Below are 25,741 nucleotides of genomic sequence, written 5' to 3'. Positions count from 1 at the left end.
TTTTCTTTTTTCTTAATTATAACACATTAAATTATTATTTTCTAGATACTTTTTATAGTTTACCACTCCCTAATCTTCATTTACCATTTAGATATTTTTAAGTCCTATAGACCGCCTAGTTTAAAAAACACTTTAGAAATCTCTAATTTTCAGTATTTATATGACTTTAGAAATTATTTAAATATTTTTAATATTTATTTCTTAACTTTAAAAAGAGGTTATACTAACATTTGTATAACCTCTTTTCAGAATTTTTTTATTTAATTAAAAATAATAATTCAATACATTAAATGATTATTTCTTTTTTAGGAGCTACAATACCAGACTCAAGATAATCTAGGAATTCTCCAAATAGATTTTCCATCTCTGCATATGAGTTTAAAGTATTTAATTCTTTTTTAACTTTTGCTCCACCTTTAATACCCTTCATGTAGTATGCAGCATGTTTTCTCATTTCATGTACGGCTACTCTTTCAGGTTTAATTTCCATAAGTCTTCTTAAGTGAAGTAGACAAACGTCAATTTTTTCTCTTGGACTTGGCTCTTCTGTTAATTCACCAGTTTCTAGATATTTAACAGTACGATATAACATCCAAGGATTTCCTAAAGCTGCACGTCCTATCATTACCGCATCACAATTAGTATCATCTAACATCTTTTTCGCAAGTTCTGGTGTAGTTACATCTCCATTACCGATTACTGGAATCTTCAGTTCTTTTTTCACATCACGAATAACATCCCAGTTAGCTTTACCACTGTACATTTGAACTTTTGTTCTACCGTGGATAGCAATAGCACTTGCACCTGCACGCTCTGCATTTCTAGCATTATCCATTATGTAAATATGCTCATCATCCCATCCCATACGCATTTTTACAGTTACTGGCTTAGAAACAGAATCTACTAATCTTGCAATTACTTCATATACCTTATCTGGATCAAGAAGTAATTTACTACCAGCATCAACTTTAGTAATTTTCGGTACTGGACATCCCATATTTAAATCAATAATATCCGCTTCAGTGTTTTTATCAACATACTTCGCCGCTTCTACTAATGTTTCAATCTCCCCACCAAAGATTTGTAAACTTAGTGGACGTTCTCTCGGATCGATATATAGCATATTCATCGTTTTTTTATTATTAAATAAAATAGCTTTATCACTTACCATCTCAGCACAAACTAATCCTGCACCGAATTCTTTCGCTGTTAAACGGAATGCAGCATTACATACACCTGCCATAGGTGCTAAAACAACTCTATTTGGAATTTCTACTTCTCTAATTTTAAACATTCTTTATCCTTTCTTTTTACAATTTTTCTTTATATACACTTATTGGTTCTGTTATTTTCTCTAATGATTCTTTTATGTTTTTTCCGGCAATATATATACTACCATACATTTCTACTAAAGGAGCTAAAACAAAGTTTCTATCATGAATATATTTGTGTGGAACAATTAATCTCTCATCATTAAAAATTAAATCATTAAATGTGATTATATCGATGTCAATTGTCCTATTACCCCAGTGTTCCTTACGAACTCGACCCAATTCAAGTTCTATTTTTTGAATCGTATCTAACAGTTCATATGCTTCTAGTTCAGTTTCTACTTCTATACACATATTTAAAAAGTTTTGATCTGCTACCCCACCCCATGCAGGTGTTTCGTAGACACTACTTTTCAAAATAATTTTAAGATTATTTTCTTCTATTCTTGTTAAAGCATCTTTTAAATACTGTTCTCTTGGCTCTATATTAGTTCCTAACGCTAGTATAATCATTATAAGTTATAAAACTCCTCACGTGATACTTTTACTTCTACACCACATTTTTCAAAATGATATTTTATCGGTGCTCCTGGTTTATTGATTTTTAATTTAATATTTTCTATTTGAGAAAATTCAGTGAAAATATTTTTTAAAATTTCTCCAGCTAATCTCTCAAGCAAATTGAATGTATTAGTCGTAGCAGTTTTCACAACAACTTCTGCAATATCTGCATAACTAATACTATCTGTCATTTCATCACTGAACATAGCTTTCTTATAATTAAGCTCACATTCTATGTCAAAAATAAACTTCTGACCTAATTTATTCTCTTCTTCAAATAATCCGTGATTAGCAAACACTTCAAGATTATCAATAAATAACACTGTTTTCATGATTAATACCCCTCAATCATTATTTTGCTTAACTATAAAATTTTATCATATTTCTACTTTTTTCTCTAATGATTATACTTACTTTAACTTATTTTTCATAAAAAAATAAAAATGACCCAAGAATAATGATTTATTTTAATCAAATTTCTTGAGTCATCTCTCTACAAATTATTCAATAATAATTAGTTACGTTTTTTTCTTCCTAAGAAGAATGCCATCATCGCACTGATTCCAGCAAATACTAATGAGCTAGAAGTATCTAATCCTGTTTTTGGAAGTACACTTTTAGCTGGTGTAGCTACTTTTACATTTGATTTAGGAGTGTCTCCGTTAGCTACACTTCCAGTTTCTGTTGCAACTACTCCTAAATTTTGAGATGTAGAGTTATCTTTTTTATCCTCTTTGTTTGGAGTAATACCTGGTTCTGGTTTTACCTCTGGTGATACTGGAGCTGTTGGTTTACTAAAGTCGATTTGAACAACTACAGGATCATGGTCAGAAGCGCGTCCATGCTCTTCCATAAACGAAGCGTTAATATGTACAGGAGAGAATACTACTTTATCCTTGATATTTTTAGAAATTAAAATATTGTCTAAACTTTGGTTACTTCCACGATAGAAGTATGAATATCTGTCCCCTTGTTCATGTTCAGCCATTAAGTTAACAAGTTCATTTCCTACAATTGTTTTTACACTATCTGAGAATTCAAAATCATTGAAGTCTCCAGTAAGAACAAATTTTAAGTTAGGATTTTGACGTAATCCTTCTTTAATGAAGGCATTAAGAATTTTGGCTTCTTCAATACGTTTTGCTTTTGTATTTTCTACTGATGGTTGGTTAGAACCATAGATTGCATCGTCTCCTAATTTTGATTTTAAGTGGTTTGCGATTACTACTATTCTCTCACCTTTAAATTCAAATTCAGCAGCTAATGATTTTCTTACTTTTTCAAAGTGAACACTTGTTGGATCAACTCTAGCTGGATTTTTCTCAAGGTGTCCATTTACAAAACGTGCTGCTTCTTCACTTCCACCTTTTTCTTTACCAATTAGAGTTACTCTCTTAGGATTGTATAAGTAAGCTACCCTAATGTTAGCACCTGGTTTCCCACCATCTTTTCCATCAACTGGAGCTATTTCAGTATATTTATAATCTGGTCCACCAAGACTCTTAATTCTTTGAGCTAATTTCTCCCCACTCTTAACTCCATCAACAGTTCCATCATTAACTCCACCATTGTTATCTTGAACTTCGATTAAAGTAATAATATCAGGACTGTGAACTTCCTTAATAAATGAATTAGCAATCTTATCAACTTTTTCCTCTGGTGTTTCATCGTGACCACTATTATTAGCTGAGAAGTTTTCAATGTTGTATGAAGCTATAGTTAATTTATCTTCTGAAGGATAAATTTTTGAAACTTCACGTTTTAATCCACCATCTTGTAGTTTTGGTACAGTATTTGGATCAATTTTGTATGTTTTATTTCTATAAGTAACTACTCCTGTAATATTGTCATTAAAGTAATCTTTTGCTTTTACTACAAATTTATTTCCTACAGTTACTGGTAACACTTCTGTATTTTGAACACCTGGACGAAGATTAACCCCACCGATGTTGTTAAGTTTTTGACCTTTGTAGTCTCCTGGTAAGACATAAATATCACCTTTATATTGTGGACCTGTAACTTTTGGTTTAGTCACTTCTACTAGCATCCCCTCTAGACTTTCCCAGTAGTCTAGTGCTTCAGTTTCTGGATTATATTTAGTTGGTGTATTATCCACTACATCTTTTGGCATTTTCTCAGAAATATTTAATGCTTTTGGTAATTCTGCTTTCCCTAGTTTTGTTATAGTAGCGTTAATGATTTGAGTAACTGTTAAGCTACCTGCAGGCTTTTTAAAAGTTTGACCTTGTTTTACAGAGTATTCTTCCATATATCCTTCTTTAACAGTACCTCGAACTTTTAATAAGTCACCTGATTCTACTTTATTCTTTGGATCTGTTGAGGCAACATAAACCGCATCAGATGTTCTTGGATTATCATCAGAAACCTTGTCTTGAACATAGAAACCTGTTTTATCAGTTTTTGTAACAACAACATTGTTAATAACTACTTCTTTTCCAGCTAAAGGACTCTGATGACTTTCACCTTGTATCTCTCCAATGTTTTTAACTTCTTTTGGAGCAGTTGCTTGAGGTGCTGGCGCAGTTGCTGCTGCCGGTGTAACTTCATTTTTATCTGTTGTAGCTGGAGCAACTACTTCTGTCTTTACTTCTGCCGCAGAAACTTCATTTACTTCTGCAGATAAGTAAGTCGCACCTGCTCCTCCTAATACTGCACTTGCTAATAATATTGATAATTTGTATTTTTTCACAATATGAACTCCTTGTATATAAGTTTATACTAATTATTTTACTATTAATCTAATTAATAAGCAATATCAATTGTTCACCTTTACTAAAAAAAATCTTCAATATAGATTTTCCTATATCGAAGATTTTTAGAATCAATAATTAAACTATTTAATTCTACTTTTTTTTAGTTTTGCAAACATAAATGATATAATAACTAGCCCTACCATTCCTATAAAGACTAACCAAGTATTTTCTATTCCGACCTTATCAGTTAGTACTCCATTTACAGATAATAATACTGCTACAATGATAGATTCAAAAGTATAAAATATAGAAACTGTAGTAGTCCTATTTTCATCACTTTTTACTAAATATTTATGCATAAATACATTAACCTGTATGCTCATTAAAGTGAAAAATACAATAAATAGCATGAATAGTATAAACTTAGCATATACATTTTGAATAAAAATAAACATTAATAGCATTCCAAGATTTACAATTACAAAGAAATATAAAATACGTAACTTTGATAATTTATTTGATAATTTTTCGTATATGACACTTCCTAACATTCCACTAACTGAGATTCCTACCCAAACATAACCGATAATATCAGCATCTAATTTTTCAAATACAGCTTGCCACTGATTTGATGGTCCAAGATCTAAAATAGAAGGAATAACAAACAGTATCATAAGAAATACGCTACTTTTTACATAAAGTGTTTCTTTTAACGAATTTTTCACCGTAACTATTGAACCTTTTAAATTCTCAATAGATATTTTTTGTGTCTGTTCTAATTTTTGCATAAATAAATATGTAAATAAAAACGAAATAATAAAAATTGACATACTCAATATTATCGACAAACTTTTATAGTATACATACACGTACTTAGCACTAATAAATCCTATTACCGCTGAGAAAAATAGTGAATATAGTGAACTTCTAGAAAGAACTTTATCTATATCTATTTCTTCATTATTTTTATTGTTTACATTGACCAACCAACTTGTTAAAGTTCCAGATTGAAATGATTCTGCAATGGCAGATAATATTGCAGATATGTATAACAATATTAAACTATTGCTAAGCAACAATATTAATCCAACAACCCTAAAAATCACACTTAGAAGAATACTATTTTTTGCTCCGATATTATCGGTGATTGCTCCACATGGGAGCTCAGTCATAAATGAAACCAACCAAAAAATCGATAAATATAACCCAACTTCAGTAAAAGAGAAATCTTTTGACAACAGATAAATATACAAAATCGGATTAAAGAATGATAGTGCTGTTGTAGATAAAATACTATACAAATAATAAAATTTTGTATTATTCATCTTTTTCCCCTACTATCTTATACATTTTCCCATAATTATCTCTTTCTAAGAACTTATAATCAACAAGATATCTTCTAATTAGTGAATAATCCGGATAAATCTCCTTAATTGCTTCATTTAATTCTTTCTCGGTAAACTCTAATGATTTTTCCTTTAACATCTCTAAAACTAACTGAAGAACAGGGATCTTATTCTTTTCTTTTTTTGGAATTGTCATCAATTTATCATCTTTAAAATATTTTGCTTTGATTTCTTCCATAAAGCCGCTTCCTTTCTATTAATAAATTTTATTTTTTTTATACATTATTATACGAAAAAAAAATAAAGAATACAACAAAAAAATAAAGAATACAACAAAAAAATAAACCTCTAACACAGTTTAACCTATGTTAGAGATTTATGCAATCTAAATTAGTATTTAATTTTATTGACCCAAGACAAATACGTCTTCTGACTCTTTTTCTTCTTTTTTCGTTCCTTTGCTTAAAAAAGAAACTTTATTAGCAATTACAGACATTTGATAGTGTTTTACTCCATTTTTGTCAGTATAAACATTGTTATTCAAACTTCCTACTATATTAAGTAAACTTCCCTTTTCGCAATATTTAGCGGTATTTTCTGCAGTTTTACCAAAAGTAGTAAACTCGAAAAATTCTGTATCATAATTTCCATCCTTATTTTTAAAATCAGATTGAACAGCTAATGTTGCTTTAATATAGTTTACTTTCTTATCACTTTCTTTTAGTTCAGGCTTTTTAACTAGTCTTCCTATTAATATTACTTGATTTAACATAATATATCCTCCCTTAAAATAATAATTTAGATCGCTATAAAAACAATTGGAAGACTATAATTTTATACAATTCTATGTGCCAAATATCTCATGGTAATTTTAGGAATTATTTATGAATTAAAGTTACAAATACTTCTCCATCTTGTAAAAATTCAGCATTAATATAATTATCTCCATCAAAATGAAGAACTTTCCCTGGTTTAACAATATGTACTTCATCATCATTTAAGTACACCTTAACCTCTCCTTTAACACAAGTAAATACTACCAAGGCTTCTGGATGGTTATGTTTCGCTATTAGTTCACCTTGTTTCCCTACTTTTTTTACTAATTTAAATCTGTCATGTTTTTTTAACAATCCCGCTTCTTCAAAAATTATTCCTACACTCATACTAATTCTCCTTTATTATAATTTTATCTCTATATCTATTCCTTATATAAACGTTTTCATACTCTTATTATAAAACTTTTTTATTAACAAAACAAATAAAATTCATATCTTTTTCTAATTTTTTAAAAGTTGTTCCCATTTTAATAAATTGCTTTCTATTATCTTTTTTAAAACCGTTCTTAATTATTCTTAGTGAATTTATTACCCCTTCATCTGCCAATAGTCCCGATACTGTAAGTAGTGTCAGTTTATCATGCATATAATTAACCGTTTTAAATTCTGCTTCTTCAAATAACGATAACCAGTCCTCTTTAGATAATGGTGATACATTTACATTAATCGCATCAGATAATTGTTTTTTTGTTTTCTCGTAATTGTTCAGCAATAAGATATCATGAGTTAATAGTAATCCACCTGGTTTCAATACCCTATAATACTCACTTAGCGCCTTAGTCTTACTTTTATTACTAAACATAGTTAACATCGCTTCATTAATAATATAATCAAAACTATTTTCCGGAAATTCTAAATGGAAGGCATCAGCTCTAATAAATTCAATATTACTAAGATTATTTTTCATCGCCTCAAGTTGTGCTTCTAATATTGCTACTTTATCCACATCTATTCCTATAAAAGTAGTTTTTAGATATTGTTTAGCTAAAGCAAGAAGATTTACACCCCTATTACAAGCAACTTCTAGAATCCTGTCACCTTTTTTAAATTCTATATGAGCAAACAAAAAATTTGTACCTTTGATTCCTCCAGGTCTCAATCTAGTTTTACCTAAATTTTTTAAAAATTTGTGTCCCATTTCCTTCTTCATAATGTCACTCCTTAATATATGTCATATTTATATTCTACAATAAATAAAAAACAAAATCTAGAAATAAATGATAATTACTATCAATTATTCCTAGATAATTTAGTTTAATTTCTATTAAAAATCATTATAAGTATATGTTCCTTTTCCTTTATTTTCAGTTACAAAGCGAACTATTACTTTTCCTAATAAACTAGCCTCTATTGGACTATATTTTTTAATCTTCCCTTTTAATACAAATTGAAAAATCGGCGCTACCTTCATAAATATTTCTTCTAAAAACCTCTTATCTTCGCGTTTACTAATAAGAAGTGATGGTTGGAAAATTCTAAGCGTTCTAAGATTCATCTCTTTTAGTTTATCCTCTAGTTCACCTTTTAGTGAATTATAAAAGTTTTTCGACTTGCTATTAGCACCTATAGCAGAAACAACATTAAAACTCCTTACTTTCCCTTCACAAAGCTTAGCGAAATTCACTGTATAGTCAACGTCAATCTTTCTTTGATTTTCTTTTGAACCTGCAGTTTTTATCGTTGTTCCAAGACTAGCAAAAACATCTGCATTTTCTAATATATTCATATCAAAATCTATATTGTCAAAATCTATGATTATCTTTTCCAACCTACTATCATCAGGTAATTTACTGATAGAACTTCTTCCTAAAATATATACTCTATTATAATATTCACCACTTAATATCTCATTTACTATTTCTCTACCTACTGCTCCAGTTGCCCCAATAATTACTGCTGTATTTTTCATGCTAATATCCCTCTCTATAAAATTAATGAAATTAAAGCTAAGATTGGTAATCCACCTTGCTTTAGAATAATTTTTTTATCACTAGTTAAACCACCGTAAATAGCTACTAATATAATATAAATTAGTAACATTCCTACAATTTCTTTAGGGTTTTTTGATAAGAATGTTCCGTACAGTAAGCCAACCCCAATTAATCCATTATATACACCTTGATTTTTGAATAAAACATTTAAATTAGGTCTCTGTAACTCTTCTTTTTCAATATTAAATACTCTACTTGTACTATCAGAATCTGTAGCAAATGTTTCTAAATACATAATATAGAAAAATAGTAATGCTACTAAAACTGTTAGAATTATTGTTATTATACTCATCTTTATACCTCTTTTTAAATTAAATTATTATTGAATTTATTAAGTAATTTTACCAACTGTTCAAAATCATCATTGGTAAATTCTGGACCAATAAATTGTCTAATATCAGTTTCTTTAACGCACTGATCCACTTTATTTTTGGAATATTGTGTAAGTTCTACAAATACTTCTCTATTATTTTGCTCATTACGACGCTTTGTTATATATTCTCCTTCTTCTAGTATTTTTAAATGTCTTGTTATGGCTGCTGCATCTATTTCTAAGCTTTGTGCTAGTTGCTTAGGGGTTGCAACCTCGACTTCATATAAATATTTTATAATTTGAAATCTTGTTAAACTTATTTCTAATCTTTTTTCGAAAATATTCGCGACTTTTATTTCTAAAATTTTCAAATCGTGTAATAATTTTACATAGTCTTTAACATCCATATTTTTCTCCTCTATTAATTGATAAGTCAATTATTTAAAAACTATTATGCTTTATAATAGTTGATTTGTCAATTATTATATTTTGTAGGATTTATTCTTACAAAAAGTGTAAGGTATTTTCTAAAAGAAAAAAACTTTTTCTATTAGCATTTACAAACGTTTTCTAGTCTTATATAATGATTTTATAAGTTAAATAGTTTAAATAAATATGCGATTTAAAAAATATTAAATTGCTGTAAAAACTTATTAAATAAAAGGTTTTATAATAAAAAAACTATATTAATTTAATATTATATATAATTGAAGTTAAGGAGGAATTTAAAATGTTCTCATTTCTAAAAGCTTCAGCGCCTAAACCGAGAATCGACAGTGCTCGTACAGATGCTGAATACAAAAGACTTCGATGGCAAGTATTCTCAGGGGTATTCATTGGATACGCAGCGTACTATCTAATTAGAAAAAACTTCTCACTTGCTATCCCTTATTTAATCGACCAATACGGTTACTCTAAAGCTGACTTAGGGAAAGTTTCACTTGCTCTATCATTAGCTTATGGTTTCAGTAAATTCATCATGGGTAACGTATCAGACAGAAGTAATCCTAAGTACTTTATTACTATTGGTTTAGTTGCTTCTGCTGCTGTCAGCTTAATTTTTGGTCTTGTTCCTGCAGTGCTATCTTCATTAACATTAATGATTTTCTTATCAGCACTTAACGGATGGTTCCAAGGTATGGGATACCCACCTGGTGCTAAAACAATGACTAACTGGTTCTCAGCTTCTGAGCGTGGTGCTTGGTGGAGTTGGTGGAACGTTTCTCACAACCTTGGTGGTGGTTTAATCGGACCTCTTGCACTTGTAGGACTTTCTGTTTTTGGTGCTTGGCAATCATTATTCTACTTACCAGCGACTATTGCTATTATCTTAGCAATTATCATGTTCTACCTAATGAAAGATACTCCAGAATCTGAAGGTTTACCACCTGTAGATGAATGGAAAGGTGAAAAAATTGTAGAAAAAGTTGAATCTGCTCACACATTATCAGCAAAAGATATCTTCTTTAAATACATTATTAACAACAAATTCCTATGGGCTATCGCAGTTGCTAACGTATTCGTATACTTCGTTCGTTACGGAATTATCGACTGGGCTCCAACATACTTAAAAGAAGTAAAACACTTCTCTGTTGACAAACAAAGCTGGGCTTACTTCTTATATGAATATGCTGGTATCTTCGGTATGTTAGCTAGTGGTTACTTAAGTGACAAAGTGTTCAAAGGACACCGTGCTCCTCCAATGTTATTATTCTTAACTGGAGTACTTGTTGCAGTATTTATTTACTGGAAAAACCCTCCAGGTAACCCACTTATCGATAACATCTGTCTAGTAGCTATCGGATTCTTAATCTACGGACCTGTTATGATGATCGGTCTTCAAGCAGCGGACTTAGTTCCACGTGTTGCTACAGGTACAGCTACTGGTCTTACTGGACTATTCGGTTACCTACTTGGATCAGCAAGTGCTGGTTATGTAATGGGTAAACTTGTTGACGTGTTCGGATGGAACGGAGGTTTCTACGCATTAATCGTTTCTTGTGTATTAGCATTCGTATTCATCGCATTAACATTATTCAAGAAAACATCTAAACAATTAGAAAACTAATGAAAAAAAACATCTCTATCAACTAAGATCATTGATCCTCCTTAAATTGATAGAGGTGTTTTTTTATAAAGGAAAATACGGATGATTTCTATAATCACCCGTATTTTCCTTTATATTTATTACTATAATATTAAATTCGACTTCAAATATTCTACTAGTTCACTTCTTTTCTTCGTATTAGTTTTTTCCATCAAACGTTTTTTATATGTATCAACTGTTTTTACGCTTAAGAATAACTTTTCTCCAATATCAGTAAGTGTGTATCCCTCAACAATATACCTTCCTACCTCTTTTTCTCTTTCACTAAGTTCTATTTCCTTATCCTCTTTAAATAATTCATAGAAAATCGTAGCATATTTTTCATTTAGGTATATATCATTTTTAAACATAACTTTATCTATAGCATGGAGTATTTCTTCATGAGCTGTGCTCTTGGTTACATAACCCGAAGCACCTAATTTAAATGCTTTCTTCATGTAAGATTTATCTTCGTGCATACTTAAAATAATTACTTTTGTATTTATTTTTTTCTCTTTAATAACTTCAAGTATATCATAACCAGTTCCATCAGGTAATGATATATCACATATAAATAAGTCATAAGAATCATTAGTTATCTTTTCTAAAAACTCTTTTTTGCTTGAGCAATCGTCTATAACATTGACTTCTTTGTTATCTTCTAATAGAACCTTGATACCTATCTTTATCAATTTATGATCATCAATTAATAATATTTTCATCAATTTTCTCCTCTTTTAACATTTCTGTTTTAAATTTACACATCAGTATAGTAGAGTACTTATCATTCTTCAATAATTTAAATTCTCCAGAAAAATCAAAAATTCTCTCTTGTATACCATAAATTCCTAATCTTCCTTGTTTTTTCGCTAGTTCAACTCGTTCTTTGGTCAATCCTATTCCATTATCCGCAATAGTTAAAATTATATAATCTGTATTTTCATATAATTTAATTTGGACTTCTGTAGCACCTGAATGGCGTTTTATATTCGATAATGATTCTTGAATAATACGATAAAGTGTAATATCAAAATTATTATTTTTCCCACCTTCATAGTTTGTGTAAAAATCAACATCTATACCATACAGATTCTTATAATCTTCAATATATTTACTAATTACTTCCCCTAAGCTAAGTTCAGCACTAGGTGGTCGCAAATTAACAGCTATATTTCTAATATTACTTAAACTATTTTCTATTTCAGACTGAATTAATAATAAGCGCTCTTTTTTCTTTTGGTCACTTTCTTTATCTACTAAATTACTTATTAAAAACAGAAGGCTTGCTAAAGATTGACTAACTTCATCATGAAGTTCTCTTGAAAGCATCTTTTTCTCTTCTTCTTGAATTCTAAATATTTTATTTAATAAATAGTTATTTAATTTCTTATTCTTTTTATTAGTCTCCACCATTTCATTTATAGAACTGACAAGAACATGAAAATCACGACTATAATTCTCTTTTTCTATTTTTGTCCTATAATCGCCTTCGCGAATTATCTCATCGGTTACTAAAGTTAAATCTTGTACTGGACGTTCTATTAATTTTGAAACGTAGTATGCTATAACTAATAACATAACAAATACTGACATATTCAGAATGAGTATTCTTAAAAACTGACTATACGTCTTCAAATAAATATTTTTAGTGTAGAATCCAACTCTAATATAACCAATATTAACATCATCTATGGGAGATACATACTCTAATATTTCCCCTCTTGAACTGTCATATTTCTTAAAATTGTTTAACTGTTCATCACTAAATGTTGCAATTTTCTGAGGAATCTCTTTCAATGTTTTTCCTAAGATATTTTTTTCATTATCAAATACAATAATGTATGCAACCTCATTATTCAATGCTGCACTATGAATTTTTTGATGAATTTCATAAGTATTTTCTGTTTTTATATTTTCAGAAATATTTCCTGAAAGTTGATAGTAAGTCTGAGTTATTCTATCTTTTAAAGCACTCTCGAGTATATCTTTATTACTAACATAAGTAAAAGCCAAAATAACACTTAAATATATAGTATAAATTACTATAAAGAATATAATTATCTTATTTTTTATCTTTAATTTTGCCATATATTAATCCTCACTTATTAAATTAGGATAATCACTAGCTTTTGTTTCTTCATATTTTTCAATTTGAAGCTGTGATAACGTGCTTTTTATTGCACTATCCTTATCAATAGATAGCAAAATCTGTTTAAGCTTATCTTTTTCTTCATAGTTTTTATGAGTTACTACCGGTCCAGTTGCAACCTCCGGAAATGTTTTTATTATTTTTATATTATGTGCAGTATCTGGAAAATTATTATAAATATACTGTAATGCCCAGTCATCTACGATAGCAGCTTTTACAGTTCCATTAGTTACTTGATTTATTGATTCTTCATGACTGTGAGTAAAATAACTATTACTGAAAAACTTATTTGCTGATAACCCGTTTTTCTTTAAATAATCATTCATTGCTAAATACCCAGAATAACTGTAAGTATCTACAAATGCAAAGCTCTGACCTTTCAAATCTTCAATACTATTTATATTGGAATCTTTTTTTGTTATAACTATGGGATGATAGTATGTTTTCCCCCTATTTGGTCTTGCTAAAAGTTCTAAAGACTCCTTATCTTCATATAACGAATATGCTCCCGTAGATAAGAATGCTACATCTATCTTGTTATTCTTTAATAATACATTTATATCTCTATAACTTTTTTTCTGTATTAATTTTACTTTTTTATTCAATTTCTCTCCGATATAATTAGCTAATTCTTTTTCCAAAATATAACTCTTATTATCACCAGTTACGGAAATCAATCCAATTCTTAAAGTTTCATCATCCTTCGCGCTATTATCAACTGTTTCTGTTACTTCAGAAAAGTCTATATACTCTTCTTGTTTATTCTTCAAAACGAAAGGAAGTACTGCAAATAATAAAACAGAAAGAACTATTAAAAATAGGCTTATAACTATTCTTTTCATTTTTCTCCAACCTCTAAATTATTTTCTCCAATTTCAAACACTATATCAATAAATTATTATGTTAAATAATAGAATTAATACTATTTATCTTTTATTAATAGTATAACATTTTATTTTTAATGAAAAAAGTGAAATCATTCAATTCTTTCTGATAATCACAATAACTTAATTCGTTATATATGATAAACAGAACAAATTTACTATCGACTTCACTAAATATAGTTATTCTTTAATTTGTAACCTTAAAAAAAGAAGGGAGCGATTAAAAATCGCTCCTCTCTATATGTACTTGCTAGCTTCTCTTATGCTAAGATTAGCCATATTATCCTTATTCTTTTTAATAAATTCTCTGACCCACTCTGGATTAAATTTAGAATAATCTCTAAGTGCCCAACCAACAGCTTTATTAATGAAGAATTCATTATCACCAAGGTTGTTTACTAAAATTTTATCTAAAATTATTTCATCTACTTTGTCTTTAAGAGACAGTTGGTACAAAATAGCTACTCGTTTCAACCAAATATTACTGTCCTTACTCCACTCTAGCATAATTTGATCATAACCTTCAATACGAATAACTAAACTTCCTACAACTTTAGCAAGCAAATCAACAGTATCCCACCATGATTTTGTCACGATTAGATATTTTAATCTTGAAATATCTTCTCTTTTTAAGAATTTCTGCATTGCCTTTAAATAATAAACAACTACATATTGAAATTCTCTCTCTTCTTTATTCCAACAATTTTCAATAAAATCCCAGTCTATTGCCTTAGATTTTCTCACCTCTGGAAAATATTTTTTATAGATTTCCGTTCTGCTTGCACCACGTACACCTAAAAATCTAAACTTGTCCTGCATATACTTTGACATTGATTCAGCTAAAAGTTCATTACGATTTTCTTCAAAGTCAGTTATTAAATCTAATAATTTCATAATTTATAATAAAAGTTCTTATCTGTTATTTTCTAAACTTGCTTTAATGAATCCAGCGAATAATGGGTGTGCTTTTTCCGGACGTGATTTAAATTCTGGGTGGAATTGACCAGCTACAAACCATGGATGTTCAGGAATTTCCACGATTTCAACTAATTTACCATCTGGACTAACTCCTGATAATACCATTCCTTTTTGAGTTAAACGCTCACGATAGAAGTTATTGAATTCATATCTATGACGGTGACGCTCAGTAATATTGATTTCTCCATATTCTTTGTGAGCTACAGATCCTTCTATTAATGTACATGGGTAACTTCCTAAACGTAAAGTTCCTCCCATTTCAACAACATTTTCTTGATCCGCTAATAAGTTAATAATTGGGTATGGCGTATTTGGATCTAATTCTGATGAGTGTGCTCCAGTTAAACCACACACGTTACGTGCAAACTCAACAGCAGCAAGTTGCATACCTAAACAAATACCGAAGAATGGTACTTTGTTTTCACGTGCATATTTAATAGTAGTAATTTTACCTTCAACTCCACGATCACCAAATCCACCTGGTACAAGGATTCCGTCTGCATCTTTAAGATACTCATGAACATTTTCTTCTGTAATATCTTCAGATTGAATCCAATCAATTTTAACTTTAGCATTGTTTTTATATCCTGCATGTTTTAAAGATTCTACAACAGAAATATAAGCATCGTGAAGTTCTACATATTTACCTACTAATGCGATTCTTACATCCTCTTTTAAGTTATCTACTCTATCCACTAATGATAACCATTCAGTCATATCAGCTTCTGGCGCAGTTAAACCAAAATGATTTAACACGATATCATCAATTTTTTGTGCTTTAAGATTTACTGGTAATTGATATAGATTACTTACATCACGACTTTCAATAACGTTTTGTTTTGGAATGTCACAGAATAATGAAATCTTAGCACGTAGCTCATCGTTTAAAGCAAGTTCATTTCTAACTACAATAATATCTGGTTGAATACCTAAACCACGTAATTCTTTAACAGATTGTTGTGTTGGCTTAGTTTTCATTTCCCCTGCTGCTTTAATGTACGGTAATAATGTACAGTGAATAAAGCATACATTTTCACGTCCTAAATCGCTACGGATTTGACGGATTGCTTCTAAGAATGGTAAAGATTCAATATCTCCTGTTGTTCCACCAATTTCTGTAATAACAACATCAGCATCACTAGATTCTCCAGCTAATAATACTCGTGATTTGATTTCATTTGTTACGTGAGGAATTACTTGAACTGTTCCTCCTAAATAATCTCCGCGACGTTCTTTTTCAATAATTGAAGAATAAACACGTCCTGCAGTTACGTTAGAATATTGTCCTAAGTTAACATCGATAAATCTTTCATAGTGACCTAAGTCTAAGTCAGTCTCAGCTCCATCTTCTGTAACGAAAACTTCTCCGTGTTGATATGGACTCATTGTTCCAGGGTCAACATTTAAATATGGATCAAATTTTTGTAATGTTACTTTTAATCCTCTATTTTTTAATACACGACCTACTGATGCCGCTACAATACCTTTTCCTAATGATGATACTACTCCACCTGTTACAAAAATATACTTTGTCATTGTGTTCTCCTTCTATTAAAAATAATAAACCCCCTACGAAATTATCGCAGGGGGTGGTTTCTTAAATCACTCTTTAAGAGTGCCCGTATATTATTCTAGCATAACGCAAAATTTTTAGCAACTAAAATAATTCGATATATTAAATTTTCTTTTAGTATTTATTAAAAGAATTTAAATGAACTAAATGGGTAGTATCTTAAGCTTACTTTCCCAATCATTGCTTCTTTCTTAACAAATCCAAATACACGACTATCTGTACTGTGTTGTCTGTTATCTCCTAATACAAAGTATGTACCTTCTGGCACAGTTTTAGATTTTGTACTACTTAAAAATTCAATATTAAAATCTGGCGTAAATGGTGCAGTTCCAGAAGCATTAGCTTCTTTAATTTTTTGAGCTAAGTATGGCTCTTCAACTTTTTGACCATTTACATATAGTACATCGTTTCTGTACTCTATAGTATCTCCAGGAACTCCGATTATACGTTTAATATAGTCATCAGTTTCATTTGCATGGAATACAACTTCATCTCCACGCTCAAAATTTTTGCTGAATTTATTAACGAAAACTTTATCGTTATCAGCAAATGTGTAATCCATCGAGTGTCCTTTTACTGTAAAAGGCGCGATAAGATATGTGCTTATAAGTAGATAAATAGCAATAGAAACTACTACAACTACTATCCACTCCATAATTTCTCTTAAAATTTTCACTGGTATATCCCTCTTTTATTTTATTTATGATTAATAATTCTACCATATATTAATAGAAAAATCAAAAATAAATTTTCCATTAATATATTAGAATTAATATATTGGAATTTATAGATTTCACATCAACTCAAATATTTTTGTTAATCTGTTTAGAAATGAAAATGTCAATATTTATGTAAATCATTTTTCATGAAATACCGTTATTTCTGTAAGCACTTTTATTGTTTTTTTTCATACGTGTGATATAATTATTTATACGGGAGTCTGTGAACAGTCTGAGAGGGAATATAAATATTTCGACCGCGCCTGATCTAGATAATGCTAGCGTAGGCATTATTTGACTTAAAGACAAACTTAGACCCCTCTTATATTGTAAGGAGGTTTTTTATTTTGATAAATTGCAGTATTGCATTACAAATTCTTCCTCTTGATAATCATGATGGAAGACTAAAGATTATAGATAAAGTTATCTATTTTCTACAAAATAAGCATTCAAATGTAATTGTTACTCCATTCGAAACAGTAATTGAAGGTGAATTCAACGAACTTATGGATACTCTTAAAGAATGCTTTGTCCTAGCGGGTGAGGATAGTAAAAATATTTTTGCAAATGTGAAAATTAACTATGGAGATGTTTTAACTATAAATGAAAAAATTGACAAATTTAATCAATAAATATGCAGCAACTATTTCTATGTTGTGTCTAGTGATTATTTGGCAAGGAGCTGGTAATCTCGGTTTACTTCCAAAATATATCATACCTACACCTGTTGAAATAGTTAAAGCTTTTATAAAAAACTACGAACTATTAATATTTCACAGCAAAATCACCCTACTTGAAGCTATTATAGGTCTATTCCTAGGGATAGTCATAGCATGGCTTCTTGCTTTAATTATGGATAGCATACCAATATTTAACAAGTCTATCTATCCACTTCTTGTACTGACTCAAACTATACCAACTATTGCAATAGCCCCTATACTTGTGCTTTGGTTGGGTTATGGACTTACACCAAAAATTGTATTAATTGTTATAACAACAACATTCCCAATTGTTGTAAGTATACTAGATGGATTTAGAAACTGTGATAAAGATATGATTACTTTATTACAATTAATGAATGCTAGTAAATTACAAATACTTTGGCATGTAAAAATCCCAACGAGTCTAAGCTACTTCTATGCTGGGCTTAGAGTTAGTGTATCTTATGCCTTTATCGCAGCAGTGGTTGCTGAATGGTTAGGTGGCTTTGAAGGACTTGGAGTTTACATGATTAAAGCGAAAAAATTATTTGAATACGATACTATGTTTGCAATCATAATACTAGTATCGGTTATCAGTTTATTAAGTATCGAACTTGTTAAACTAAGTGAGAAAAAATTTATTAAATGGAAATACATAGGAGAAAATCATGAAAAAGATATTAACTAGCGTTTTTGCTTTTATCTTAGCAATCTCATTAACTGCATGCAGTACGGTTAATAAAAACGCAGAGAAAAAAGAACTTAAAAAAGTAGATTTCGTACTTGACTGGGCAATTAACACAAACCACACTGGTCTATATGTAGCAAAAGAGAAAGGATACTTCGCTGAAGAAGGTATTGATCTTGACATTAAGCCGGCGCCTGAAGATAGTACTTCTGATTTAATTATTAATAACAAAGCACCTTTTGGTATTTACTACCAAGACTCAATGGCTAACAAACTTTCTAAAGGTGCAGGAATTACTGCCGTAGCCGCAATTATTGAACACAACACTTCTGGTATCATTTCACTTAAGAAAAACAACATTAAAGAACCAAAAGATCTTCAAGGTAAAAAGTACGGAACTTGGAATGATCCAGTAGAATTAGCAATGGTTAAATCATTAATTCAAAAACAAGGTGGAGATGCTAATAAATTAAATCTAGCTCCAAATACAGATACAAACTCTGTTACTCCACTAGAAAATGGTCTTTTCGATGCAGCTTGGATTTACTATGCATGGGATGGTAAATTAGCTGAAAGCATGAAACTAGATATTAACTACTTCTATCTAAAAGATTTCAATAAAGATTTAGACTACTACTCTCCAGTAATCATTGCTAATAACGATTACTTAAAAGAAAATAAAGAAGAAGCTAAAAAAGTTCTTAAAGCTATTAAGAAAGGATATGTCTACGCTATAGAACATCCTGAAGAAGCTGCAGAGATTTTAATTAAAAATGCTCCAGAATTGAAAGATAAAAAAGATTTCGTTGTTGAATCTCAAAAATATCTATCTAAACAATATGCATCAAACAAAGATCACTGGGGTGAATTCGATGCTAACAGATGGAATGCATTCTACCGTTGGGTTAACGAAAACAAAATCACAAAACAACCTCTTGCAGAAAACACTGGATTCAGCAATGACTATATAAAATAATGAATATATTATCAATAAAAAACTTATCTTTCAATTATCCTAACAATAAAATACTAAAAGATATAAACATCCATGTCGATAAAGGTGAAGTTGTTTCTATACTTGGTGGAAGTGGTGTTGGTAAAACTACCCTTTTCAACATTATTGCGGGTATAAATCCTCTTCAAAGTGGAGAAATCTCTATAAAAGGTAACACAGACTATAAAGGTCGTGTAAGTTACATGCTTCAAAAAGACTTATTATTAGAACATAAGACTATTATTCAAAACATTATACTTCCTCTTTTAATAAGAAAAATTAATAAAAAAGAAGCAGAAGAAGAAGCAATAAAAAATCTTAAATTATTTAATCTTTATGAATATAAAGATAAATATCCTAGTGAATTAAGTGGTGGTATGCGTCAAAGAGTAGCACTTCTACGTACATATATGTTCAAAGAAGAACTGTTTTTACTAGACGAACCCTTCAGTGCACTCGATGCAATTACTAAAATATCACTTCACTCTTGGTACCTTGAAATCAAGAATAAACTTGATATAACTACTCTACTAATCACCCACGATATAGACGAGGCCATTGACCTAAGCGATAGAATTTATATCATTAAAAATAAACCTGGTGAAATTGTATCTGAAATAAAAATAAATCTTGATGAAAATAATCAAGATGAACAAAAACTTAAATATAAGAAAGAGATACTAAATATACTTGGATTATAATAATACACCCTAGCGTGAATTTTCACACTGGGGTGTATTTAATTATTTATAGATACTATATTTTTTATTGATTAAGTAAATTAATATTGCTGGGATTACCGCAAACAACATCAATTTATATCCGAATACTTCTAATGCAAGAAATATAGGTGCAATGTATGTCTTAGTTGCTGCTGAAAATACTAAACAGTATCCCAAGGCTGCTGTTACTAGAATTGGTAGTCCTAACCAAACTCCTAGAATTACTCCACAAGTTGCTCCAATCGCAAACAACGGAGTAACCTCTCCTCCACTAAAGCCTATCCCTGTACAAATAGCTGTTAATATAATTTTCAACATAAAATCATAAACCTGAATCTGTTCAAAATCTGTAAAAGAAAGATCAATTAAATTTGTACCTAATGAAGCATATCTGTACTCAAAAACAATACTAACTAAAATAAAAATAACTAGAAGAATCCAAATGATATTTTTATTCAAAGATACTAATGCTTTTGTTTTTCTTTGAAGGAGAACAAATAAGATTCCTACAAAAACAAAAACAACTCCAACTAAAACTAATTTAGAAATAAACTCTAAATTTATATTAATTCCACTTACATCTATAGTTACAAAGAATTTTTCCAAACCTGCTTTATGTGATACAAAAGCACTTATATACGCTGCGACGACATATATTACATACTCATAAACTTTATTTATTGTAAAGTTAAATTTGTCACTGACAACCTCTAAAATGAATACTACAGCAGCTAATGGAGTTTGAAATAATCCAGCAAATCCACAAATCATGCCTAATTTCACAAAAAATTGTTTCTTCTCTGGACTAAATTCATTAGGAGCGATATTACCACCGATTGCTCCACCTAATTGCACAGCTACTCCTTCACGCCCTACACTTACTCCGAAGCTATGTGCCAATAAAGTATTTAAAGTTAAAACAAACGGAAATTTCCATGTAACTTTCTCTTTTTTATTAGTTGCCGCTTCAATAAAATACTTCATACCTATAGCACCGGTGTGTAAATATTTATTACTAAACTTAGTAAAAACTAGTATCAAAGGTGTTAGAATCAATAAATACTTATAATAACTACTAGTTAATTCTATTAATTTCAATAACATTTGACCAAATAACGAACAACAAATAGAAATTAATAATACTGTACTTATTAATCTAAAATAATAATTCCTTAACATATTATATTTATTTTTCTCCTTCAAATATAAATCTGAGATTGACATAAAAGTTCTAAATTTTTAAAAAAGTGTATATTACAAGGCATAAACCACTGCGAAAAGTGACTCGACAAAATCTTGTTTCTTCAAAATCATGATTTTCTAGTCACTCCTTCTCAGATTTTTATCTATTGATTCTTCTTAAAACCTAGACTTGTTTTTTTCGGTTGATCATAACTGAATCCTTCTCCTATAATATCATGAACTTCAGTTATTGTCAAGAACGCCCGAGGATCAATTTTATAAACTAATGACTTAAGTTTTCCTATTTCATTTCTTGAAACTACACAATAACCTATATTCAAATCTTTCTTAGAATAGCTTCCTTGTCCTTTTATATAAGTTAATCCACGATTCATATCTTCTTGAATTTTTTTAGTAATAATTTCTATCTCAGACGAAACTATCATTACCCCTTTTCCAGGAACCCCACCTTCAACGACATAATCTATCACTTTTGTGCATATGAAAATATAAATCAAAGTATATAAAATCGCTGGGAAACTCTTAACTACTACGAAAGTTAATGCTATGATTACCCCATCAAGAATTTGAATTATCCTACCGATTGAACTCCCTGTATAAAGTTGTACAATTTTCGCCACTATGTCTACTCCACCTGTTGTTCCACCTGCTAGAAAGACTATCCCCAATCCTAATCCAGCAAGTAATCCTCCAAATACAGCAGCCAGTAATCTATCTCCACCGATCTCTATTTCTATATTATACTTCTCAAAAATCCCTATCCAAAAAGTCAACATAATAATACCGTAAACCGTGTATAACATTGTCTTTTTATCTAACATTTTATATCCTATTATTAATAAAGGAATGTTTACCAATATTGTCCCAATAGAAACTGGAAGACCTATTGAGTATAATAATAACAGTGAAATCCCTGTTCCTCCACCTTCTGCCAATTTATTTGGGACATTAAAATGCATAATAGCAAAAGAGTAAATAGCACATCCTAGAGAAATAATAAATAATTCTTTTAAAATTTTTGTGAAATTTAAATTTTTTAAATTTTTTTCCATGGTGCACCTCCAAAAGCAATTTTATCCTAATTATAACAGGTTTTATAGTCATAGACAACAGGCATAAATAATAATTTTTTGGCGGTTAATAATTATAAATTTCATATTTTCTTAGACATTATTACAAATTTGTACTATAATTATAATATCAATATTGGAGGTTGACTTTTAAAATGAATAAAAACTTCATACCAAATTATCTTACCCTTTGCAATATTTTTTGTGGGTTTATGTCAATTTTGACTACATCACATGGATATTTTATCTGGGGTACTGTCTTTATTATCTTAGCCATGCTTGCAGATAGATACGATGGTATCGTTGCGAGAAAACTTGGTGTTGTTTCTGAAATTGGTCACGACTTAGATTCATTATGTGACGTAGTAAGTTTTGGAGTAGCACCTGCTATGCTTGTTTTTGAAATCTTTATTACAAATGATAAGCCATCAACTCTATTAATGGTAATTGTCGCTATTCTTTGCGGAATTTACGTATGCTGTGGTGCTTATCGTTTAGCGAGATTTAATGTAACAAAAATGAAAAATGGATACTATCAAGGTGTTCCAATTACTACATGCGGAACAGTCCTTGCAGTACTTGCTCCGATAAAATTACCAAGTATTGCAATACTAATACTATTAGTGTTATGCTCTTACTTAATGGTAAGTAATATAAAAATCAAAAAAATATAGAAAAAATGTTCAGATAGTTATCTGGACATTTTTTTAATTAAATCTTATATATACACTTTTTAATTATAATAAGCACCTGACTATAACCTCAGTTAACCCCTCTGGATTTTCCCAAGCCATTGAGTGACCTGCATTTTTTACCGTTTTTACATTTACACCATGTTTAGGTAATTCTTCCAGGTCATCACTCGGAAGGCTATTTTCTCCAAATATAAAAAATTTCGGGATATCAAACTCATATAACATATTTCTCCATGATATTTCTCTCTCAAACACTGCATCACGAGAAATTTGATAAACTGCTTTAGGTAACCAATTCTTCAATGTTGCAGCCCACATTGTATTCATTCCACCTTCACAATATTTTATTAGTGTCTTAATACTTTTTTCGTAATTATCTTCCTTATACTGTGCTATCGCCCAACTAATCTGACCTTTTGTAGAGGGATCTAAATTTGGTTCTGTTAAAATCAATCTCTCAATTCTGTCTCTACACCTTGCATACAACTCAATAGCAATAGCCCCACCTAAACTGTGACCAAACAAGATAACATTATTCAAACCTAAATCTTCCAAAAACTCCGCTAGATATTTCGCATGTTCTTTAACCTCATATGAAAAGTCTAGAGGTTTATCACTATATCCAGCACCTAACAAATCTATAAGTACCCTTCTATGACCTTTAAATTCCTCACTATTAAAAATTTCTACATAGTCAAATGAACTGGCACATCCTAACCCATGAATAACTACAATAGGTAATCCACTTCCTTCAAAATCATTATACCTTATCTTGTATCTTTCATTCCTTATTGTATATTCTTGCATTGAAACCTTACTCCATATAATTACTTTACTTAATTATATCACTTATTATTAGTATATTACTTTTTTTTTTTTAATTTTTGTTATATAATTTTATAAGTAATTTTGAATAGTAACAAACTAAAAAGGAGATTTCAAAATGATATTTACTGAAATTAGTAGTGAAGAACTTCAACAATTTCAAAAAGAAAGTGATCATAGATATTATTTCTCTGAATCGGCAGAATATAATATTATGGCCAATAATAACAACTTAAAAACTGAAATTTTAGCCGTAAAAGAAAATAATAAAATACTAGCATACGGTATTTTCATTTATTTCCAATATAAAAAATACTTTTACAAAGTAACTGCACAATACGGCCCTATTATGGATTACTCAAATACTGAGTTAGTTAGTTTCTACTTTGAACAACTAAAAAAATACTTTGCAAAAAATCTAAGAGTATTATGTGTACGTGTAAATCCATTTGTAAATGAAAAAATCTATAATGATATTGAATTTGTAGAAGAGAACGAAGTAGCAGTTAAAACTAATAGAATTCTAAATGATTTAAATTATCACGCTATGAACGAAGATTTATTTACAAATCCTACACTAGCTTCTCGTTGTGTTTTCTCTAAACCACTAGACGAAAATATTACTGAAAGTAACTTATTAAAAAATATTTCACAAATCGCTCGTTATACTATTAACAGAACGATGAAAGAAGGAGTTCAGGTTCGCGAAATAGACATATTCAATGAAGAAGACGCTAAAATCTTTGATGAAATAAATCGTGATACTGAAGATAGAATTGATTTTGAAATTCGAGACAATACTTATTTCAAATCATTAAAAAATAATATCGGAGAAAAAGCTCACTACCTTGTTTCATATATTGATTGTGATCAGTTCGTTGAAACTACAACTAACACAATTGCAAATCTTGAAAAAGAGCGAGACGATTTAAAAGAAAAATTAGAACAAGGAAAAGTAAATGCTAAAAAAGCAACTAACCGTCTAAAAGAATTTGATGAAAACATTGCTATTTGGTATAAAAAAATTGATAAAATAAAAGAACTTAAAGCAGAAAATGGAAATGTTATTAACCTTTCTTGTGCGACTTTTATAGAATCAGGTCAAGATTTAATCTACTTCACAAGTGGTGCAATGAGAAAATTCCATCGTTATGAAGGGCCATATGCAATCTTATTTCACATGATGAAATATGCAATTAACAATAACTTCAAATATTTCAACTTCTTTGGTACTTCAAAAGACTTCCATTCTGAAGATGCTACTGATTACGGTGTTCTCCAGTTTAAACGTAACTTCAATGGAAACATTGAATACTTTATGGATAATTACGAAATTAGAAATGCTATTGGAAAAATTTGGAAAATATAATAAAAAAGGAATTGAGTTTTTTGTACCGACCCCAAAAAGTTAGACCAAAAAAT

28 protein-coding genes are annotated in these 25,741 nt (G+C 29.7%); 7 read left to right on the top strand and 21 right to left on the bottom strand.

All coding sequences use genetic code 11. From position 1 onward, the window contains the following. Nucleotides 1-286 precede the first annotated feature (286 nt). From dusB to O3884_RS05255, 12 genes are all read right to left on the bottom strand, one after another. Nucleotides 287-1,294: a tRNA dihydrouridine synthase DusB gene (gene dusB / locus O3884_RS05310; RefSeq protein WP_371452233.1), complete on the bottom strand. Its 1,008-nt coding sequence runs from the start codon at nt 1,292-1,294 to the stop codon at nt 287-289. A 16-nt stretch (nt 1,295-1,310) separates the two neighbouring features. Next, the gene (folK, locus tag O3884_RS05305) at nt 1,311-1,784 is read right to left on the bottom strand and encodes a 2-amino-4-hydroxy-6-hydroxymethyldihydropteridine diphosphokinase (RefSeq protein WP_371452231.1); all 474 of its coding nucleotides are present in this window, start codon (nt 1,782-1,784) and stop codon (nt 1,311-1,313) included. Continuing rightward, on the bottom strand, nt 1,784-2,164 hold the full coding sequence (gene folB / locus O3884_RS05300; RefSeq protein WP_371452229.1) for a dihydroneopterin aldolase: 381 nt from the start codon (nt 2,162-2,164) through the stop codon (nt 1,784-1,786). The genes folK and folB overlap by 1 nt, the downstream gene beginning before the upstream one ends. Nucleotides 2,165-2,346: 182 nt before the next feature. Further along, nucleotides 2,347-4,542, bottom strand: coding sequence for an endonuclease/exonuclease/phosphatase family protein (locus tag O3884_RS05295; protein ID WP_371452227.1), 2,196 nt, complete (start codon nt 4,540-4,542; stop codon nt 2,347-2,349). 144 nt (nt 4,543-4,686) lie between these two features. Further along, nucleotides 4,687-5,871, bottom strand: coding sequence for an MFS transporter (locus tag O3884_RS05290; RefSeq protein WP_371452225.1), 1,185 nt, complete (start codon nt 5,869-5,871; stop codon nt 4,687-4,689). Next, nucleotides 5,864-6,130: a DUF2087 domain-containing protein gene (locus tag O3884_RS05285; RefSeq protein ID WP_371452223.1), complete on the bottom strand. Its 267-nt coding sequence runs from the start codon at nt 6,128-6,130 to the stop codon at nt 5,864-5,866. Before O3884_RS05285 ends, O3884_RS05290 begins: the two co-directional genes overlap by 8 nt. 165 nt (nt 6,131-6,295) lie before the next feature. Further along, the gene (locus tag O3884_RS05280) at nt 6,296-6,664 is read right to left on the bottom strand and encodes a single-stranded DNA-binding protein (RefSeq protein WP_004263834.1); all 369 of its coding nucleotides are present in this window, start codon (nt 6,662-6,664) and stop codon (nt 6,296-6,298) included. Nucleotides 6,665-6,770: 106 nt separating this feature from the next. Beyond that, nucleotides 6,771-7,055, bottom strand: a complete 285-nt coding sequence (locus O3884_RS05275) for a cupin domain-containing protein (RefSeq protein ID WP_371452220.1) — start codon at nt 7,053-7,055, stop codon at nt 6,771-6,773. Nucleotides 7,056-7,122: 67 nt separating this feature from the next. Beyond that, nucleotides 7,123-7,878, bottom strand: a complete 756-nt coding sequence (locus O3884_RS05270) for a class I SAM-dependent methyltransferase (protein ID WP_371452218.1) — start codon at nt 7,876-7,878, stop codon at nt 7,123-7,125. Nucleotides 7,879-7,992: 114 nt separating this feature from the next. Then, entirely contained in the window at nt 7,993-8,637 is a 645-nt protein-coding gene (locus O3884_RS05265) for an NAD(P)H-binding protein (RefSeq protein ID WP_371452216.1), read from the bottom strand. Between the two features lie 14 nt (nt 8,638-8,651). After that, complete coding sequence (locus O3884_RS05260; RefSeq protein WP_371452214.1) at nt 8,652-9,011, bottom strand: DUF1304 domain-containing protein; 360 nt, start codon at nt 9,009-9,011, stop codon at nt 8,652-8,654. A gap of 14 nt (nt 9,012-9,025) precedes the next feature. Beyond that, complete coding sequence (locus tag O3884_RS05255) at nt 9,026-9,439, bottom strand: MarR family winged helix-turn-helix transcriptional regulator (protein WP_371452212.1); 414 nt, start codon at nt 9,437-9,439, stop codon at nt 9,026-9,028. Between the two features lie 323 nt (nt 9,440-9,762). Between O3884_RS05255 and pgtP the strand changes: the two genes are divergently transcribed. Further along, nucleotides 9,763-11,100 (top strand): phosphoglycerate transporter protein PgtP, encoded by a 1,338-nt coding sequence (gene pgtP, locus O3884_RS05250; RefSeq protein WP_371452210.1) that lies wholly within the window; start codon nt 9,763-9,765, stop codon nt 11,098-11,100. Between the two features lie 122 nt (nt 11,101-11,222). On the opposite strand, the gene O3884_RS05245 is transcribed toward pgtP, so the two are convergent. The 6 genes from O3884_RS05245 to lepB form a co-directional block, all read right to left on the bottom strand. Beyond that, complete coding sequence (locus O3884_RS05245; RefSeq protein WP_371452208.1) at nt 11,223-11,840, bottom strand: response regulator; 618 nt, start codon at nt 11,838-11,840, stop codon at nt 11,223-11,225. Further along, nucleotides 11,821-13,206, bottom strand: a complete 1,386-nt coding sequence (locus tag O3884_RS05240) for a sensor histidine kinase (protein WP_371452206.1) — start codon at nt 13,204-13,206, stop codon at nt 11,821-11,823. The genes O3884_RS05245 and O3884_RS05240 overlap by 20 nt, the downstream gene beginning before the upstream one ends. A 3-nt stretch (nt 13,207-13,209) precedes the next feature. Then, on the bottom strand, nt 13,210-14,109 hold the full coding sequence (gene phnD / locus O3884_RS05235; RefSeq protein WP_371452204.1) for a phosphate/phosphite/phosphonate ABC transporter substrate-binding protein: 900 nt from the start codon (nt 14,107-14,109) through the stop codon (nt 13,210-13,212). Between the two features lie 279 nt (nt 14,110-14,388). Continuing rightward, nucleotides 14,389-15,045 carry a DNA alkylation repair protein gene (locus O3884_RS05230; protein WP_371452202.1) on the bottom strand — a complete coding sequence of 219 codons (657 nt, stop codon included), beginning with the start codon at nt 15,043-15,045 and terminating at the stop codon, nt 14,389-14,391. An 18-nt stretch (nt 15,046-15,063) separates the two neighbouring features. After that, the gene (locus O3884_RS05225) at nt 15,064-16,665 is read right to left on the bottom strand and encodes a CTP synthase (RefSeq protein WP_371452200.1); all 1,602 of its coding nucleotides are present in this window, start codon (nt 16,663-16,665) and stop codon (nt 15,064-15,066) included. 161 nt (nt 16,666-16,826) lie between these two features. Next, entirely contained in the window at nt 16,827-17,378 is a 552-nt protein-coding gene (gene lepB, locus O3884_RS05220; RefSeq protein WP_371452198.1) for a signal peptidase I, read from the bottom strand. A gap of 390 nt (nt 17,379-17,768) precedes the next feature. On the opposite strand from lepB, the gene O3884_RS05215 reads away from it, so the two are divergent. From O3884_RS05215 to O3884_RS05200, 4 genes are read left to right on the top strand one after another with little or no spacing between them, the layout of a single operon-like run. Continuing rightward, a complete protein-coding gene (locus O3884_RS05215) occupies nt 17,769-18,053 on the top strand; it encodes a thiamine-binding protein (protein WP_004263982.1) in 285 nt (94 codons plus the stop codon). Beyond that, the gene (locus O3884_RS05210; RefSeq protein ID WP_371452196.1) at nt 18,025-18,810 is read left to right on the top strand and encodes an ABC transporter permease; all 786 of its coding nucleotides are present in this window, start codon (nt 18,025-18,027) and stop codon (nt 18,808-18,810) included. Before O3884_RS05215 ends, O3884_RS05210 begins: the two co-directional genes overlap by 29 nt. Then, on the top strand, nt 18,791-19,786 hold the full coding sequence (locus tag O3884_RS05205; RefSeq protein WP_371452194.1) for an ABC transporter substrate-binding protein: 996 nt from the start codon (nt 18,791-18,793) through the stop codon (nt 19,784-19,786). The genes O3884_RS05210 and O3884_RS05205 overlap by 20 nt, the downstream gene beginning before the upstream one ends. Then, nucleotides 19,786-20,505, top strand: coding sequence for an ABC transporter ATP-binding protein (locus O3884_RS05200; protein ID WP_060914212.1), 720 nt, complete (start codon nt 19,786-19,788; stop codon nt 20,503-20,505). Before O3884_RS05205 ends, O3884_RS05200 begins: the two co-directional genes overlap by 1 nt. 42 nt (nt 20,506-20,547) lie before the next feature. Here O3884_RS05200 and O3884_RS05195 read toward each other — a convergent pair whose 3' ends face one another. Both O3884_RS05195 and O3884_RS05190 read right to left on the bottom strand, forming a co-directional pair. Then, nucleotides 20,548-21,705, bottom strand: a complete 1,158-nt coding sequence (locus tag O3884_RS05195) for a chloride channel protein (RefSeq protein WP_371452192.1) — start codon at nt 21,703-21,705, stop codon at nt 20,548-20,550. Nucleotides 21,706-21,872: 167 nt separating this feature from the next. Continuing rightward, nucleotides 21,873-22,781: a YitT family protein gene (locus O3884_RS05190; protein WP_371452190.1), complete on the bottom strand. Its 909-nt coding sequence runs from the start codon at nt 22,779-22,781 to the stop codon at nt 21,873-21,875. Nucleotides 22,782-22,954: 173 nt separating this feature from the next. Here O3884_RS05190 and pssA point away from each other — a divergent pair, with 173 nt between their 5' ends. Next, complete coding sequence (pssA, locus tag O3884_RS05185; RefSeq protein ID WP_004263857.1) at nt 22,955-23,473, top strand: CDP-diacylglycerol--serine O-phosphatidyltransferase; 519 nt, start codon at nt 22,955-22,957, stop codon at nt 23,471-23,473. Between the two features lie 63 nt (nt 23,474-23,536). Here pssA and O3884_RS05180 read toward each other — a convergent pair whose 3' ends face one another. Continuing rightward, complete coding sequence (locus O3884_RS05180; protein WP_371452188.1) at nt 23,537-24,301, bottom strand: alpha/beta fold hydrolase; 765 nt, start codon at nt 24,299-24,301, stop codon at nt 23,537-23,539. A gap of 136 nt (nt 24,302-24,437) precedes the next feature. Between O3884_RS05180 and O3884_RS05175 the strand changes: the two genes are divergently transcribed. Continuing rightward, nucleotides 24,438-25,688: a peptidoglycan bridge formation glycyltransferase FemA/FemB family protein gene (locus tag O3884_RS05175; RefSeq protein ID WP_371452186.1), complete on the top strand. Its 1,251-nt coding sequence runs from the start codon at nt 24,438-24,440 to the stop codon at nt 25,686-25,688. Nucleotides 25,689-25,741 lie beyond the last annotated feature (53 nt).

It is taken from the genome of Gemella sp. 20925_1_85 (genome assembly GCF_041433735.1).
Classification (GTDB): Bacteria; Bacillota; Bacilli; order Staphylococcales; family Gemellaceae; genus Gemella.
This window is presented reverse-complemented; position numbering and strand designations above follow the sequence as displayed.

Bases quoted from the DNA above. Each gene is read 5' to 3' on its own strand.
- O3884_RS05180 (WP_371452188.1), bottom strand. From the start codon at position 24,301: ATGCAAGAATATACAATAAGGAATGAAAGATACAAGATAAGGTATAAT.
- folK (WP_371452231.1), bottom strand. From the start codon at position 1,784: ATGATTATACTAGCGTTAGGAACTAATATAGAGCCAAGAGAACAGTAT.
- O3884_RS05265 (WP_371452216.1), bottom strand. From the start codon at position 8,637: ATGAAAAATACAGCAGTAATTATTGGGGCAACTGGAGCAGTAGGTAGA.
- O3884_RS05260 (WP_371452214.1), bottom strand. From the start codon at position 9,011: ATGAGTATAATAACAATAATTCTAACAGTTTTAGTAGCATTACTATTT.
- O3884_RS05210 (WP_371452196.1), top strand. From the start codon at position 18,025: ATGAAAAAATTGACAAATTTAATCAATAAATATGCAGCAACTATTTCT.
- O3884_RS05245 (WP_371452208.1), bottom strand. From the start codon at position 11,840: ATGAAAATATTATTAATTGATGATCATAAATTGATAAAGATAGGTATC.
- O3884_RS05285 (WP_371452223.1), bottom strand. From the start codon at position 6,130: ATGGAAGAAATCAAAGCAAAATATTTTAAAGATGATAAATTGATGACA.
- O3884_RS05280 (WP_004263834.1), bottom strand. From the start codon at position 6,664: ATGTTAAATCAAGTAATATTAATAGGAAGACTAGTTAAAAAGCCTGAA.
- dusB (WP_371452233.1), bottom strand. From the start codon at position 1,294: ATGTTTAAAATTAGAGAAGTAGAAATTCCAAATAGAGTTGTTTTAGCA.
- O3884_RS05270 (WP_371452218.1), bottom strand. From the start codon at position 7,878: ATGAAGAAGGAAATGGGACACAAATTTTTAAAAAATTTAGGTAAAACT.
- pssA (WP_004263857.1), top strand. From the start codon at position 22,955: ATGAATAAAAACTTCATACCAAATTATCTTACCCTTTGCAATATTTTT.
- phnD (WP_371452204.1), bottom strand. From the start codon at position 14,109: ATGAAAAGAATAGTTATAAGCCTATTTTTAATAGTTCTTTCTGTTTTA.
- O3884_RS05230 (WP_371452202.1), bottom strand. From the start codon at position 15,045: ATGAAATTATTAGATTTAATAACTGACTTTGAAGAAAATCGTAATGAA.
- O3884_RS05195 (WP_371452192.1), bottom strand. From the start codon at position 21,705: ATGTTAAGGAATTATTATTTTAGATTAATAAGTACAGTATTATTAATT.
- O3884_RS05175 (WP_371452186.1), top strand. From the start codon at position 24,438: ATGATATTTACTGAAATTAGTAGTGAAGAACTTCAACAATTTCAAAAA.
- folB (WP_371452229.1), bottom strand. From the start codon at position 2,164: ATGAAAACAGTGTTATTTATTGATAATCTTGAAGTGTTTGCTAATCAC.
- pgtP (WP_371452210.1), top strand. From the start codon at position 9,763: ATGTTCTCATTTCTAAAAGCTTCAGCGCCTAAACCGAGAATCGACAGT.
- O3884_RS05240 (WP_371452206.1), bottom strand. From the start codon at position 13,206: ATGGCAAAATTAAAGATAAAAAATAAGATAATTATATTCTTTATAGTA.
- O3884_RS05255 (WP_371452212.1), bottom strand. From the start codon at position 9,439: ATGGATGTTAAAGACTATGTAAAATTATTACACGATTTGAAAATTTTA.
- O3884_RS05275 (WP_371452220.1), bottom strand. From the start codon at position 7,055: ATGAGTGTAGGAATAATTTTTGAAGAAGCGGGATTGTTAAAAAAACAT.
- O3884_RS05225 (WP_371452200.1), bottom strand. From the start codon at position 16,665: ATGACAAAGTATATTTTTGTAACAGGTGGAGTAGTATCATCATTAGGA.
- O3884_RS05190 (WP_371452190.1), bottom strand. From the start codon at position 22,781: ATGGAAAAAAATTTAAAAAATTTAAATTTCACAAAAATTTTAAAAGAA.
- O3884_RS05290 (WP_371452225.1), bottom strand. From the start codon at position 5,871: ATGAATAATACAAAATTTTATTATTTGTATAGTATTTTATCTACAACA.
- O3884_RS05200 (WP_060914212.1), top strand. From the start codon at position 19,786: ATGAATATATTATCAATAAAAAACTTATCTTTCAATTATCCTAACAAT.
- O3884_RS05205 (WP_371452194.1), top strand. From the start codon at position 18,791: ATGAAAAAGATATTAACTAGCGTTTTTGCTTTTATCTTAGCAATCTCA.